This is a genomic window from Bradyrhizobium dasycarpum (genome assembly GCF_042019905.1).
In the GTDB taxonomy this organism is placed as follows: Bacteria; Pseudomonadota; Alphaproteobacteria; order Rhizobiales; family Xanthobacteraceae; genus Bradyrhizobium; species Bradyrhizobium japonicum_B.
Map to the genome: position 1 here is coordinate 6,780,812 of NZ_CP169574.1, position 13,047 is coordinate 6,793,858.

The 13,047-nt window shown below is 64.6% G+C and carries 18 protein-coding genes; 8 read left to right on the forward strand and 10 right to left on the reverse strand.

The genetic code is table 11. The features are described from left to right. Positions 1-36: 36 nt before the first annotated feature. The 3 genes from ACETMP_RS32305 to ACETMP_RS32315 are packed head-to-tail and all read right to left on the reverse strand — an operon-like array spanning position 37 to position 2,995. A complete protein-coding gene (locus tag ACETMP_RS32305; protein ID WP_375159300.1) occupies positions 37-966 on the reverse strand; it encodes a substrate-binding periplasmic protein in 930 nt (309 codons plus the stop codon). Next, entirely contained in the window at positions 963-1,319 is a 357-nt protein-coding gene (locus ACETMP_RS32310; RefSeq protein WP_028137796.1) for a cytochrome c, read from the reverse strand. The genes ACETMP_RS32305 and ACETMP_RS32310 overlap by 4 nt, the downstream gene beginning before the upstream one ends. An 11-nt stretch (positions 1,320-1,330) precedes the next feature. Further along, the gene (locus ACETMP_RS32315; protein ID WP_375159301.1) at positions 1,331-2,995 is read right to left on the reverse strand and encodes a methanol/ethanol family PQQ-dependent dehydrogenase; all 1,665 of its coding nucleotides are present in this window, start codon (positions 2,993-2,995) and stop codon (positions 1,331-1,333) included. A 331-nt stretch (positions 2,996-3,326) separates the two neighbouring features. Between ACETMP_RS32315 and ACETMP_RS32320 the strand changes: the two genes are divergently transcribed. The 5 genes from ACETMP_RS32320 to ACETMP_RS32340 all read left to right on the forward strand — a co-directional run bounded on the left by ACETMP_RS32320 (position 3,327) and on the right by ACETMP_RS32340 (position 5,812). Next, positions 3,327-3,719 (forward strand): calcium-binding protein, encoded by a 393-nt coding sequence (locus ACETMP_RS32320; RefSeq protein ID WP_375159302.1) that lies wholly within the window; start codon positions 3,327-3,329, stop codon positions 3,717-3,719. A gap of 128 nt (positions 3,720-3,847) precedes the next feature. After that, a complete protein-coding gene (locus ACETMP_RS32325) occupies positions 3,848-4,186 on the forward strand; it encodes a hypothetical protein (RefSeq protein ID WP_375159303.1) in 339 nt (112 codons plus the stop codon). Positions 4,187-4,411: 225 nt separating this feature from the next. Next, on the forward strand, positions 4,412-4,492 hold the full coding sequence (gene pqqA / locus ACETMP_RS32330) for a pyrroloquinoline quinone precursor peptide PqqA (RefSeq protein ID WP_008562446.1): 81 nt from the start codon (positions 4,412-4,414) through the stop codon (positions 4,490-4,492). A gap of 24 nt (positions 4,493-4,516) precedes the next feature. Continuing rightward, the gene (locus ACETMP_RS32335; RefSeq protein ID WP_375159304.1) at positions 4,517-5,422 is read left to right on the forward strand and encodes a hypothetical protein; all 906 of its coding nucleotides are present in this window, start codon (positions 4,517-4,519) and stop codon (positions 5,420-5,422) included. Between the two features lie 180 nt (positions 5,423-5,602). Continuing rightward, positions 5,603-5,812: a hypothetical protein gene (locus ACETMP_RS32340; protein WP_375159305.1), complete on the forward strand. Its 210-nt coding sequence runs from the start codon at positions 5,603-5,605 to the stop codon at positions 5,810-5,812. 66 nt (positions 5,813-5,878) lie between these two features. Here the strand turns inward: ACETMP_RS32340 and ACETMP_RS32345 are convergent, their stop codons facing one another. The 4 genes from ACETMP_RS32345 to ACETMP_RS32360 are packed head-to-tail and all read right to left on the reverse strand — an operon-like array spanning position 5,879 to position 8,714. Beyond that, the gene (locus tag ACETMP_RS32345) at positions 5,879-6,232 is read right to left on the reverse strand and encodes a hypothetical protein (RefSeq protein ID WP_257175804.1); all 354 of its coding nucleotides are present in this window, start codon (positions 6,230-6,232) and stop codon (positions 5,879-5,881) included. 44 nt (positions 6,233-6,276) lie between these two features. Further along, positions 6,277-6,987 carry an ABC transporter ATP-binding protein gene (locus tag ACETMP_RS32350; RefSeq protein ID WP_375159306.1) on the reverse strand — a complete coding sequence of 237 codons (711 nt, stop codon included), beginning with the start codon at positions 6,985-6,987 and terminating at the stop codon, positions 6,277-6,279. Further along, positions 6,977-7,714 carry an ABC transporter permease gene (locus ACETMP_RS32355; protein WP_375159307.1) on the reverse strand — a complete coding sequence of 246 codons (738 nt, stop codon included), beginning with the start codon at positions 7,712-7,714 and terminating at the stop codon, positions 6,977-6,979. Before ACETMP_RS32355 ends, ACETMP_RS32350 begins: the two co-directional genes overlap by 11 nt. A 1-nt stretch (position 7,715) precedes the next feature. After that, positions 7,716-8,714, reverse strand: a complete 999-nt coding sequence (locus ACETMP_RS32360) for an ABC transporter substrate-binding protein (protein ID WP_375162044.1) — start codon at positions 8,712-8,714, stop codon at positions 7,716-7,718. Between the two features lie 87 nt (positions 8,715-8,801). On the opposite strand from ACETMP_RS32360, the gene ACETMP_RS32365 reads away from it, so the two are divergent. Further along, on the forward strand, positions 8,802-9,161 hold the full coding sequence (locus ACETMP_RS32365; RefSeq protein ID WP_028137786.1) for a hypothetical protein: 360 nt from the start codon (positions 8,802-8,804) through the stop codon (positions 9,159-9,161). Between the two features lie 100 nt (positions 9,162-9,261). Here the strand turns inward: ACETMP_RS32365 and ACETMP_RS32370 are convergent, their stop codons facing one another. Together ACETMP_RS32370 and ACETMP_RS32375 are read right to left on the reverse strand one after the other, a co-directional pair. Next, the gene (locus tag ACETMP_RS32370) at positions 9,262-10,080 is read right to left on the reverse strand and encodes a quinoprotein dehydrogenase-associated SoxYZ-like carrier (RefSeq protein WP_375159308.1); all 819 of its coding nucleotides are present in this window, start codon (positions 10,078-10,080) and stop codon (positions 9,262-9,264) included. 83 nt (positions 10,081-10,163) lie between these two features. After that, positions 10,164-11,090, reverse strand: coding sequence for a quinoprotein relay system zinc metallohydrolase 2 (locus ACETMP_RS32375; RefSeq protein WP_375159309.1), 927 nt, complete (start codon positions 11,088-11,090; stop codon positions 10,164-10,166). Positions 11,091-11,214: 124 nt separating this feature from the next. Between ACETMP_RS32375 and ACETMP_RS32380 the strand changes: the two genes are divergently transcribed. Then, complete coding sequence (locus ACETMP_RS32380; protein ID WP_375159310.1) at positions 11,215-12,096, forward strand: substrate-binding domain-containing protein; 882 nt, start codon at positions 11,215-11,217, stop codon at positions 12,094-12,096. A gap of 10 nt (positions 12,097-12,106) precedes the next feature. Further along, complete coding sequence (locus ACETMP_RS32385) at positions 12,107-12,664, forward strand: PQQ-dependent catabolism-associated CXXCW motif protein (protein ID WP_375159311.1); 558 nt, start codon at positions 12,107-12,109, stop codon at positions 12,662-12,664. Positions 12,665-12,720: 56 nt separating this feature from the next. Here the strand turns inward: ACETMP_RS32385 and ACETMP_RS32390 are convergent, their stop codons facing one another. Then, positions 12,721-13,020 (reverse strand): copper-binding protein, encoded by a 300-nt coding sequence (locus tag ACETMP_RS32390; RefSeq protein ID WP_375159312.1) that lies wholly within the window; start codon positions 13,018-13,020, stop codon positions 12,721-12,723. Positions 13,021-13,047 lie beyond the last annotated feature (27 nt).

Here is a 13,047-nt window from a genome sequence, read left to right on the forward strand (position 1 = left end):
GTAGCGTCGCGCTGCCAGCAGGCCGAGCCTCTCCGGTTACCGCTGGATGATCTTCGTCCAGACGTCGCCCAGAATGGCGGGTTCGCGCGGCGGCAGATAGGTGAGGCCGGCCTGCCTGCCGAATTCGGCGATCCTGCCCTCTGCGGCGAGGGCGCTCAGCGCCTTGTTGACGGCCTCGATCAGCGCGCCATCGCTGGCTAGCCCGACATAGCCGCGATTGGCGCCGATCGGATAGTAATAGCCCGACCCCGTGATCGTCGTGTCGGGGTGCCCGGCGCGGTGGGCATCGAAGCGCGCAAGGTCGATCAGCGTCGCGTCATGGTCGCCGCGCTGCAGCGCGTCGAGGAGATCGTCGCGGCCGGGGACGAGATGGGTGATGCTGTCGATCAGCCGACCCTTGTCGAAGGTCATCAGGATGGCGTCGCCGAGCGAGCCGCTTTCGACGACCAGGCGAAGCCCGGCGAGATCGCCGATGTCGCCGATCTTGCGGCCGCTTGCCTTCGGCCCGAGCACCACGGTCATCGGCGAATACACGTAAGGCTGGCTCGGCGCGAGCACGCCGACGGCGACGCGGCGCCGTCGGTCGTCGCGCGTGGCCCCGGCGAAGCCCGGCAAGCGCGCTGTCTTCATTCCGGGGGCAACCAGCAGATCCTGCGTCAGCGCGTAGCCGCCGACCAGCGAGCAGCGCCCATCCGAGAGCAGCGCATTGGCCTCGAGCTGGGGACTCGAATCCTCGTCCAGCTTGCTCTCGAACCACTGGATCGTCAGCTTCCGTCCGAGCCGCTCGGCCACCGCCTGCGCCAGCAGCACGTCGAAGCCGGCATCCGGCTTGCCGCGGCGATGCATCGAGAGCGGTGGTCGGTCCTCGTCGAGACAGATCCTCAGGGGATCGTCGGCCGCAAGCGCCACCGACGCCATCGTCGAAAGCAGCGCAGCAACGCTCCATGCAATGGACCGGCTCCTCATGGCTTTCTCCGGCTGGAGACGAACGCCCAGAGATTCCCGATCTCGTCGTCGGAGAGGATGTCGCCCCAGGGCGGCATCTTGTTGTTCTTGCCGTTCTTCACCGTGGTGACGAAGCGCGTCTTGTCGTCGGGAATGGCGCGCAGGTCCGGCGTGATGGTGCCGGAATTCATCAGGTTGGGGCCGTGGCAGTGCGAGCATTTCGAGGCATAGGTTGACTTGCCGTGGTCGATTTGAGCCTGCAGCGGATTGCCATTCGCGTCGTCCGCGGCACGGACGGTCGCCGCAAGCGCGACCGTCAGCACCGCGACGGTGGCGAGGCTCGCCACCGTCTTGTGAAGCATTTCTCTCAGCATCGTGCCTGCGTTTATTGCTTGACCGCGAAGACCCACAGCGAGCCGCCGGGCGGCACCTTGGCAAGCCGCTCGTCACCGGAGAACAGCGAGTAGACGCCGCCGTAGCCGCTGGTCACCGCGACATATTGCACGCCATCCTGCTGCCAGGTGACCGGCTGTCCCTCGATGCCGGAGCCGGTCTGGAATTGCCAGAGCTTCTTGCCGGTGTCGGCATCGAAGGCCTCGAACTCGCCGGTCAGGGCGCCCGAGAACACGACGCCGCCCGCGGTCGACAGCACGCCCGAGAAGCGCGGAATGTCGCTCGGCGCCTCCCATTTCGACTTGCCGGTCATGGGGTCGATGGCCTTGAGGTGACCGCGCGGTCCGTCCCCAAACTCCCAGGGATCGCTCAGGTCCATGCCGAGATACCATTCACCCTGCTTGAAGGTGACGGGCTCGGCCTTGTACTTGCCGCCGAAGTTCAGCGTGTTGGCGTAGGCAAGGCCGGTCTGCGGATTGAACGACATCGGCTCCCAGTTCTTGCCGCCGAGGATCGACGGATAGACCGTCACTTTCTTGCCCTCGCGCGCATCCTTGGCGACGTCGGTTTCGATCGGACGGCCCGTCTTCATGTCGACGCCGGTCGCCCAGTTCACCTTCACGTAAGGATTGGCCGCGAGCAGCTTGCCGTTGGTGCGGTCGAGCACGTAGAAGAAGCCGTTGCGGTTGGCATTCATCAGCACCTTGGCCGGCTTGCCCTCGACGTTCATGTTGGCGAGGACCATCTCGGCGACCGCGTCGTAGTCGAACGGATTGTTCGGCGAGAACTGATAGTGCCACTTGATCTTGCCGGTCTTGGGATCCATCGCCAGCACGGAGCAGGTGTAGAGGTTGTCGCCGGGACGCACCGCCGAATTGAAAGGTCCGGGATTGCCGATGCCCCAATAGACGGTGTTCAGCTCGGGGTCATAGGAGCCCGTGATCCAGGTCGAGCCGCCGCCGAGCTTCCAGGTATCGCCCTTCCAGGTGTCGCCGCCGGGCTCCTCCGGCGAGGGGATCGAATGGGTGCGCCAGAGGTGCTTGCCCGTTGCGGGATCCCAGCCGTCGATGAAGCCGCGCGTACCGAACTCGGCGCCGGAGATGCCGGTGATGACGACGCCGTCGGCAACCAGCGGCGCGACCGTCATCGAATAGCCCTCCTTGAAGTCGGCCGCCTTCTGCCGCCACAGCTCCTTGCCGGTCTTGGCGTCGAGCGCGATCACATGGGCATCGAGCGTCGTACGAAACAATTTGCCTTCGTGGATTGCGACGCCGCGGTTGATGATGCCGCAGCAGACGATTCGGGGCGTCTCGGCGGGATATTCGACCTTGGTTTTCCAGATCTGCTTGCCGGTCTTGGCTTCGACGGCCATCGTGGCATTGTGCGAGGTCACGTAGATGACGCCCTGATAGACGATGGGCTGGGATTCCTCACTCCGATCGTCATTGAAACTGTAATTCCAGATCGGGACGAGATTCTTGACCGTATCCTTGTTGATCTGGTTCAGCGTCGAGAAACGCTGCAGGTGGTAGCCCATCCCGTAATTGAGAACATTCGATGTGTCGGTCGCGCCCTTGACCAACTGCTCGGTGGTCTGTGCACTTGCATACGTCGACGCAAGCGCGATGAGGCCCGCGGCCATCGCAAAGCGTTTCATCCGTTCCTCCCAATATGCGCGCCTTTTGACGCTGCAAGTACAAATCTCCGCCCGAATGCAAAACTCGTCAATACGAAAGTCGTAAGTGTGGTGCCGAGATCGTTGGACGACCGCGCCGGTTACTTCATGGAAGCCGGTCGACTTGTGCAGAGACGCTGGAGAATTCCGCGCCACGAAGCGGCTCCGATCCAGGCTGGTCTGGCCGAGCCGCAGGGTTTTCCGTGAGTTGTGGCGCGCACAAGTTGTAATTCAGGGCTTGAACCGGACCCGCTTGCGGTTTTATCTCGTTGCTGGCCCGTCCCGCACCGGGGCTCTTGGTCTGGAGGTCTTGATGATTTCGCGTCGCTCAGTTGCACTTGCGCTCTCGATTGCATTGTTGTCCGGTCCGGCGTGGTCGGCCTCCGGCAATGCGGCCAAATTGTTCGATACCGACAACGACGGCACGCTCGATCTGGCCGAGGTCAAGAAGGTGGCGGCCGGATTGTTTGCAAAGCTCGATCCGGATCGCGACGGCACGCTCGATGCCCGCGAATTGCGCGGACGGTTGACGGCGAAACAACTTGCCGCCGCCGATCCCGACCGCGACGGGACACTGACGCTCGACGAATACCTGTCCGTGGTCGAGCAGCGCTTCAATGCGGCCAACCCCGACAAGGATGGAACGCTGGACGCGAAGGAGCTGAACTCCCGCGCCGGCCGCGCGCTGTTGCGATTGATGCGCTGAGCGGGCAATCGGAACAAGCCTGACGAGGGTGCCTTTTGCGAGCCGGCACTGGGAACATCAGCCAGCTCGGTCTGTTCTCTCCGCGATATCCCGCCCGGCGCCGGGGCCGCGCGGCGGGAGAAGAGGAGATGCAGATGACCACGAAACGTTCCGTTCTCGCCGCCTGCGCGATCCTGACCTTGAGCGCCGGCCTTGCCGTCGCCGGACCGTGCAACACGGGCAGTGCCAGCACCGACAAGGATGCTGGCTCTGGTCCGGTCACCGTGGGCGCAGCGCAATCGCACTCGTCCGGTTCAGCCGGCGATTCCAGCCAGCATCCGCCGACCAGCACGATGAATCGTGCGAGCGGCGAAACGCCGGCGTCGTCTGAGGATGCGCAGCGGCAAATGCAAAGCGAGCCGACGGCGGCTCAACGTGCCGACGGCGCCAAGCCGAGCGGCTCGGCAATGGCCGACAAAGGCTGCTGACGGCGCGGTCTCGTTCGTATCGATTCGACGCGCGCTGCGTCGCACAGCCAGCGTCTCCGCAGGTCGTGCTTGACCAAGAGCGAACTGGCTTTGTCCGAGAGAGAAATGCAGCCGCGAAGAATCGACACAGACGCGCTCGGCAGACAGATCGAGGCTTGAACTGCATCTGACGCAGCCCTAGGTTTTGCGCCGCGCGATGTCGCGCTCAATACCGGGAGACCCCGAATGGCTTGGAAAGCTCCGAAGATCGTGGAAGTGCCGGTCGGCATGGAAATCAACATGTACGCCTGCGCTTCGCGCAAGTAAGTCTGACGACCTGCCGCGGCTTCGATGGCAAACGCCGTCGAAGCCGTGGTAGTGTCGGAAATGCGCGCGAGAGCCAACAGCTTCTGGACGATTGCTGCCTGCGCGGTCACGCTTCTGCCGGCCTGCGTCAGCGCCGAGGACGGCTTCGATACCGAGCACATCTTCGGTTTCATGATCGGCACCGATATCGGCAATCCCGGCGAGCGCGAATTCCAAAGCCAGACCACGGGGCGCTTCGGCAAGGGCGGCGGTACATATCGCGCCCTCGAGCACGAATTCGAGATCGAAGTCGTGCCGGTGCCGAACGTCCGCATCGAGGTCGGCGGAACGGCGAGCTTGCATGACATCACCGGCGTCCCCGATAGCGACGACCGCCGCCAGTTCAACTTCCAGGGCGCCTCGCTCGATCTGCGCTACCGCCTGCTCGACCGCGCGCGTGCGCCGTTCGGCCTCACCATCGCCGGAGAGCTCCATGGCGACCGGATCGACGAGACCAGCGGCGCGAAAGGGCGGATGTACGGCACCGAATTCACGCTGGCGTTCGACCGCGAGCTCGTTCCGAACTTCGCCATCGGCGCTCTCAACCTGATCTATCAGCCGGAATGGGCGCGCTTCGAGGTGACGGGCGTGTCCGAGAGGAGCTCGACAATCGGCGCGGCGTTGGCTGGCCTGGTGCGTGTGCGGCCCAATGTGCTGCTCGGCGGGGAGCTGCGCTACTTCCGGCAATATGACGGCATCGGCCTTGGCGAGCTTTCCGGCCAGGCCCTGTTCGTCGGCCCGACCGCTTATTTCCAATTGTCCAACCGCTCACGCCTGACCTTGAGCTGGAGCATGCAGGCCTGGGGACGCCCGGCCGGATCCACCGGAAATCTCGACCTCGTCAATTTCGAGCGCCATCAGGCCCGGATGGTGTTCGGGGTGAACTTCTAGAAGGAGGACCTCATGGCCGGGACGAGCCCGGTCAGACGATGTGGCGGCGTTTTGCGATGCGCCAGCAGCGAACCGACCGAGCCAGTTCCAGCTCATTCCCCCCGCCAAATTGAAACTTACCCCTCCATCGAGCGTAGCTCTTTGTGTTAATCTTGGCCGCCCTTGCGAGAGGAATCCGGCATGAACCCGATTGACCTGGTGGTGACTGTGTGTGCGGTGCTCTCGCCGGCGACCTGCGAGGAGCAGCATCTGTTGTTCAACTATTCGGGGTCGCCCCAGCAATGCGCGATGGCGGCGCCGCCCTATATCGCGCAATGGGTCGGTGAGCATCCGAAGTGGCAGGCGGTGCGGTGGCGCTGCGAATATCCGCACCCGAACGACAAGGCGTGATGCCTCGCAACCTTGATCCCTCATGGTGAGGGGACGCACTTCGCCTCCTCACCATGAGGGGGTTAGCTACTTGGTGCAGTCCTTCAGATCCTTGTCGGCGATCGAGAATACTGCGTCGGCCCTGATCTCGATGTCGCGGACCACGCATTGACGTCCGTTGGGATAGCCGACCTTGGCATCGTAGCGGCCGGGCTCGACGCCGGCGATGCGTAGCCGCTCGTCGTGGTCGACCTCCTTGTCCTTGTCGTTCAGGCACTGGTTCGGACCCCAATCGGTCTTGCCGGCCGGTGAAAGCTGGAATCCGGAGATCGTCTCGGTCGTCAGGTTCCACAGCCTGATGCCCTTGCCCTTGGCCTGCGCCAGTGCGGCGTTCGGCACCGCAACCAGGAGGAGGCCGATCGCAATCAGCGTTCGCCGCATGGGTGAATCTCCCTCGATATGTCGGTCCAGTTGACCACGCGTTGTCATTTCGATTCAAGCGGCAAGGCCGCGAGCTCGGCCCTGATGCGGCCGAGATCGGCTTCGCTACGCATCGCGCGCGGAATGGTGATCGGCACCTCCTGCACGATATGCGCGGGGCGCGGCGACAAGACCAACAGGCGGTCGCCGAGCCGGATCGCATCGTCAATACTATGGGTCACGAGCAGCGTCATCACCGGACGCCGCGCCACCAGCATTGCGATCTCGTCGCGCAACCGGCCGGCGAGGGCGTCGTCGAGCGAGGCGAGGGGTTCGTCGAGCACCAGGAGATCGGGCTCGACTGCGAAAGCGCGGGCGAGTGCGACGCGCCGGGCAAGGCCGAGCGACAACTCGCCGGGAAAGTGGCTGCGATGCGCCTCCAGCTCCAGAATCCTGAACAGCTCCGACAGCTTCGCCTCGGTCACATCAGGGGCCGCCAGCCGCACATTCTGCTCGACCGAACGCCACGGCAACAGCCGGGGCTCCTGGAACACCATTCCGATCCGCGCCTGCGGCGGCCGCGCGATATGGCCCCTGAAATCGTCGTCGAGCCCGAGGATGATGCGCAGCATCGTGCTCTTGCCGCAGCCGGACGGACCGATGAGTACGCCGACCTCGCCGGGGCAAAGCGCGAACTTGAGCGGCGCGAGCACCTCATGGGTCCCACCCGCGGCACTCCTGAACGTCTTGCCTGTGATGTCGACCTCAAGCCGCACGGGGCCGCCACCGTGTTGTGCGGGCTTCGAACGGCTGCACCAGCAAGGTTTCGATCACGAGCACGACCGCGGCGAATGTCAGCGAATAGGCCAGCAGCCGCGGCGTGTCGAACAGCTGGAAGGCGACGCCGATCTCGAAACCGACGCCGTTCGGACGTCCGAGCAGCTCGGCGACCAGCACGATCTTCCACACCAGCGACAGTCCGGAGCGGGCGGCGGCCGCGGTATAGGGCGCAAGCTGCGGAAGCACGACATGGCGGAATGCGCGCCAGCGCGGCATCGCGAACACGCTCGCCATCTCGTCGAGCGAGCGGTCGAGCGCGCGGGTGCCCTCGCGCAAGGTGACGACGGCGGTCGGCAGCTTGTTGATGGCGATCGCCGCGATCGCGGCGGTCTCGGTCAGCCCGGCCCAGATATAGGCCAGCACGATCACGACCAGTGCGGGCAGGTTGAGCAGCAGGATCAGCCAGGGATCGCCGAGCCGGTCGGCGAGCCTGACCCGTCCCATCAGGTAGCCGATGGCGCTGCCGAGCGACATCGCCAGCACGAAGGCGAGCGCCACGCGCGCCAGCGTGGCGCCGAGATGCAGGAACAGCGCGCCGGATGAGGCTTCCGCAATCATCACCTCGAGCACCGCCGGCGGGGATGGCAGCTTCGCGCCGCCGACGAACAGCGCGGCAATCCACCAGGTCGCGAGCAACAGGGCGAAGGAGAGAAGACGCAGCACCTCAGTCTCCAGGCACGGCGTGGTAGAACGTGCCCGGATCGAGCTCGGCCGCGGGGCCGACGAGGTCGCGGCCGCCGATCTCGGCCAGCACGCGATACAGCACGCGCGCGTCCTGTTCCTCCTCAGCGATGCTCCGGCGTGGAATACCGTCGCGATAGCGCTCGCGATAGGTCTTGAGCAGGGTGACATCGCTCGTGCCCGTCAGCGGCGCGATCTTGTCCCAGGCCGCGTCCGAGCTGACCAGCAATTGCTTGGCCTTGCGGGTCATGGCGATGAAGCGCGCCACGGCGTCGCGATGGCTCGCGGCCCAATTCTCGTCGAAGACGTAACCGACCGCGGAGACGGCGCCCTTGGCGCCCAGCTTCGGTAAAATGTCTTCGATGCCGGCGAGGCGCCGAAAACCCTTGGCTTCGAGCTGGGCACAGAAATTCCAGAAGTTGAGGCTCGCCTCCATCTCGCCGTCGAGCGCCTTGGCGGCGAGCAGGGGCGGTGCGCCATAGACGACGGTCGCCTCGGACTTCAGGTCGATGCCGTCCAGCTTCATGCGCGCCTGCAGCAGCAGCCAGCTCTTGTCGATTGCTCCGCCCGCGACGGCGAGCTTGCGGCCCTTCAAGTCGGCAAGCGACTCGATCGGCGATGACGCCGGCACCATCACCGCGCCGAGGGCACTGGAGTAGGGATAGAAGGTGAGCTTGGCACCGAGCGCCCGCTCGCGCGACACCCACAGCCAGTCCGACAGGATGATGTCGGCGCTGCCTGCGCGCATTGCGATCTTGCCGGCCTCGGTGCTCGCGAGCTCGGTGACCTCCAGCGCGAGGCCGGCTTCCTTGTCGAGCCCGCTGGCGCGGATCGCGGCCAGCTCCCAGGAGAATGTTCCGGTCTTTTGCACCGCAAGGCGGATGGTGTCCGCGGCGCGGCCGGGTGCGGCGAGCGTCAGCGCCAGCGTCGCCGCGACCGCCAACGGTCGGCCAAATGCCCTTATCAGGCCAAGTGCTCTCATCACCTTGTGAGCCGTTTCCTCTGACAGAGTGCTTTTCAGGACAATACGCATAGCATAGCTTCGATCGCAACCAGCGGGAGGATGCGCATGAAACTGGCCGGACAGCTACGACCGATTGTCGCCGCATTGACGGTGCTGGCGGCGACGGCGTGCGTTGCGCAGGCCGAGGACGCCAACGATTATCCCACGTCGGCGCGCGCGGAGTACGTCTATGGCTGCATGAAGGCCAACGGCGAGAGCCGGCAGTCGATCGAGCAATGTTCCTGCTCGATCGACGTGGTGGCCTCGATCATCCCCTATGAGCGCTATGTGACCGCGGAGACCGCGCTCAGCATGTCGCAGGTGCGTGGCAATCTCGGCGTCCAGTTCCGCACCTCGGAGCAGGCCAACACGGCGATGAACGATCTGCGGCGGGCGCAGGCGGAAGCCGAAGTGCGGTGTTTTTGATCTAGCCGCGTCATTCCGGGTCCGAAGGACCAGACCTCAGGTGCGCAATTGCGCACCGGAGTTCGATGCTTCGCATCGCCCCGGAATGACGGCGTGACTACTACGTCCCTGGCTTCTCGACGTCCCATTCGTTGCGGAACACGTGTCCCTCCGTGTCCCTGGCTTCCGCGCGGAAACGCTTGGCGCCGTTGGAGACGTAGGTGAAGCGCAGATTGGGATCTTCCGAGATCGAGATGCCACCTTCCATCGACAGCACGGGGCTGTCGTCCTGCATCAGCTTCAGCTGGTTGATGAAGAAGGCGGGAATATAGAGCTGCGTGACCTGGTCCATCTGCAGGCCGGAATTGTTGGGATGGCCGATCATGATCTGCGCTTCGCGGACGCGGCTCGCCGGCGCCTCCTCGCGCGCGAACTGCCGGTAGCGCATCTTGCCCAGCCGGCTGTTGGCTTCCTCGACATTCTTTCCCGCCGGTGCCGAGCAGCCGCCGGAGGCTTTCACGTAGACCTTCGAGACATAGAGCTGGCCGTCGCTGAGCTCGGCCACCGCGTGGACGTCGGTGTAATTGTTGACACGCACGCGCGTCGAGATCTCGGTGACATTGGCATCGGCGCCGAGCTCGAACTTCGCCGCCATGGGCGCCGGGTTACGATCGATCACGAGCGTGATCGAACGGATCCGTCGGCTGTCTGCGGGCGATAGCTTGCTGCGCAGCGTGACCGGCACGATCGCCGCGTCCTCGGCGCGATACGGCATCTCGATGCCGATGACGGCGCTGCCGTCATTCATCGGCCGGCCATTGAAGATGTCCTGCACCAGGCCCGGCCAGGGATCGTAGGCTTCTTCGGCCTGCACCGGCAGGGCAAAGGCGATGCCGAGCAGTGCGGCGATCAGGGGCAGGCGGCGTGTGCATCCCGTCATGGTCATGGTCCTCTGAGTCAGCGAAGCCGATCTCGTCCCCGGATGTCAGCGAAGCCGATCTTGTGCGTATGTTAGCGCGCCGGCTACTCCCATTCAATTTCCGAGAATGCTGCAGTTGCGTTCCGGGCGTTGTAATCGCCGAACAGCTCCCAGCGCGGTCGCTCCTCGGCAGCCGCCTTGTCGGCGGCGGCCCGGATCGGCTCGCCTTTCTTGTTCGACGCGCGGACGTCGGACAGCAGCGTTGACAGGTAACGCCGTTCGTCGGCCAGCGCGGCGGGCCAGTCGCTCACGGGCCCGTGACCGGGAACGACACGCTGCGCTGGAATCGCCTCCAGCTCCTTCAACGTGTCGAGCCAGCCGCGGATGCTGCCGTCCATGACTGGAATGTGGCGGAGAAAGACGAGGTCGCCTGCAAACAGGGTCTTGGTCGTCTCGTCATACACGGTGACGTCGTTGTCGCTATGTCCGGCCCGCCAGGCGCGCAAGGTCAGGCGACGTGACCCGAGATCGAGTGTCATCGTGTCCGAAACCAGGAGGGTCGGAGCAATGATCCTCACGGGATCGATCAGCTCGGCACCCATGATGCGGCGAAAATTGTCGAGATAGTGGGGTCCGCGCGTCGCGAGCGCCTGGGGCAGCTTGCCATGGCCGACGAAGCTTGCGCCTGCGGTGGCGAAGGCCGCGTTACCGAAGACATGGTCGGGGTGGCCGTGGGTGTTGATGACATAGCGGATCGGCTTGGGCGTACGGGCCCGCACGGCCGCCAGCAGGGCCTCGCCTTCGCGCACGCTGCCGCCGGTGTCGATGACAGCCACGGCATCATCGCCGACGATGAAGCCGACATTGGCAATGTCGCCCTCGTTCTCACGGCTCATCAGGGCAATGGCCCCGGAGTGTACGAAGATTCCCCGCGCGACTTCGCTCACAGGCAATTCGGCCGCCCCGGCCCGTGCTAGCGTTGCTGTCCCCAGCAGGGACAAGGCTGCGATCACTCGAGCGATGCGAGACACTTTTCCGCCTCAGTTCAAAGGATGGCCTGCATTGCACTGCAACAAAGAAACCCAGCAAGGTCTGGCAAAACATGGCGCGTCATGCGTTGCATGGATAGCATTAACAAAACGAGGAGGAAGCGCGATGACGGAGGCCGGACGACATCGTCGCTGGTTGGTTTCACTGTGGGTCCTGGTTGCGTCCTGCGCGCTCGGCGATGTCGCCGTTGCGCAGACCAATGACAGCGGCGACCTCTCGTTCGAGCTGGTCGACCCGAACGTGCTGCGCGTCTGTGCCGATCCACGCAATCTGCCGTTCTCGAACGAGAAAGGCGAGGGGTTTGAGAACAAGCTGGCCGAGCTGTTTGCAGACAGGCTCAAGAAGAAGCTCGACTACGTGTTCTTCCCGCAAGCAACGGGCTTCGTGCGGATGACGCTGGGCGCGCATCGCTGCGACGTCATCATGGGCTTTCCGCAGGGCGATGACGTCGTGCAGGGCACCAATCCCTATTACCGCACGACCTATGCGCTGGTCGCCAAGACCGGCAGCGGGCTCGACGGCGTCGATACGCTGGAGGACCCGAAGTTGAAGGGCAAGCATGTCGGCATCGTCGCCGGCACCCCGCCGGCGACCAACATGGCCATTGCCGGCCTGATGAGCAATGCAAAACCCTATCCGCTGATGGTCGACACGCGCTACGACAATTCGGCGCAGGCCATGATCGACGACCTCGCGGCCGGCAAGATCGACGCCGGCGTGCTGTGGGGTCCGATGGCCGGCTACTACGCGAAGAAGGTCGGATCGCTTCATGTCACGCCGCTGGTGAAGGAGACCACGGGGCCGAAGCTGGTCTACCGCATCGGAATGGGCGTGCGTCCCGCCGATCAGAACTGGAAACGGCAGCTCAACAAGCTGATCCAGGAGAACCAGGGCGAGATCAACAAGATCCTGCTCGACTTCGGCGTTCCGCTGCTCGATGAGAGCGACCGGCCGCTCAATGCGGAGACGGCCAAGAAAACGCCGTGAGGCAGACGCCATGAGGTGGCTTCCCGCCGTTGTGCTCGTCGCTGCCGTGCTGGCGGTGCCGGTTCAAGCGCAGCAGCAGGAGCCATTCGAGCCTGAGAATTATCGCGCCGACAATTATCGCGCGCCGGTGCCGGCGACGCTGGCCGGCGCGCGCGTGCTGACGACGGCGGCAGCCGAAGCGATCTGGCGGGCGAAGAGCGGCGTCTTCATCGACGTGCTGCCGCGCCCGCCGAAGCCGAAGAACCTTCCGGAAGGCACGGTGTGGCGCGATGCGCCGCGCAGGAACATTCCTGGCAGCGTCTGGCTGCCGGATACCGGCTACGGCACTTTGCCAGCGGCCATGGATGACTATTTCCAGCGCGGGCTCGCTCGTGCCTCGGGCGGCGACAAGGCCGCGCTGCTGGTGATCTACTGCCTCGCCGACTGCTGGATGTCCTGGAACGCCGCCAAGCGCGCGCTGGCCTATGGCTATTCCAACATCGCCTGGTACCCCGACGGCACCGACGGATGGGAGCGGGCCAAGCTTCCGACAGAAGAGTCGCAGCCGGAACCGCGGCCCGAGCAATAGGCGAGCGAGCGAGGCCGTGTTGCCTCTCCGCGCTTGCGGGAAGGCAAAGCAGGCGTCTACTGCTTCTGCAGCTTCGTCAGGGTGCCGGTGCCGTTATTGTCGGTCGCGGAATAGTTCACCCTGTCGCCGGCATGAACGGCGTCCAGCATCGCGGCGTCCTTGGCCTTGTACTCCTGGAGCGCGCCGGCACTTCCGGTGCTGGCGCCGACCGTACCCTTCTGTGTCTGCTGGATCGAGATCGTGCCATTGAGTCGATCGATCCGCATCACCATGCCGGTCATGTCGTCAGCAAGAGCGCTGGTTGCGAGCAGGCTGAGGGCCGCAGCACCCGCCCAGATATACTTGGTGGTTCCCATCGAGGCCTCCCGACTCTGGAGTTCACT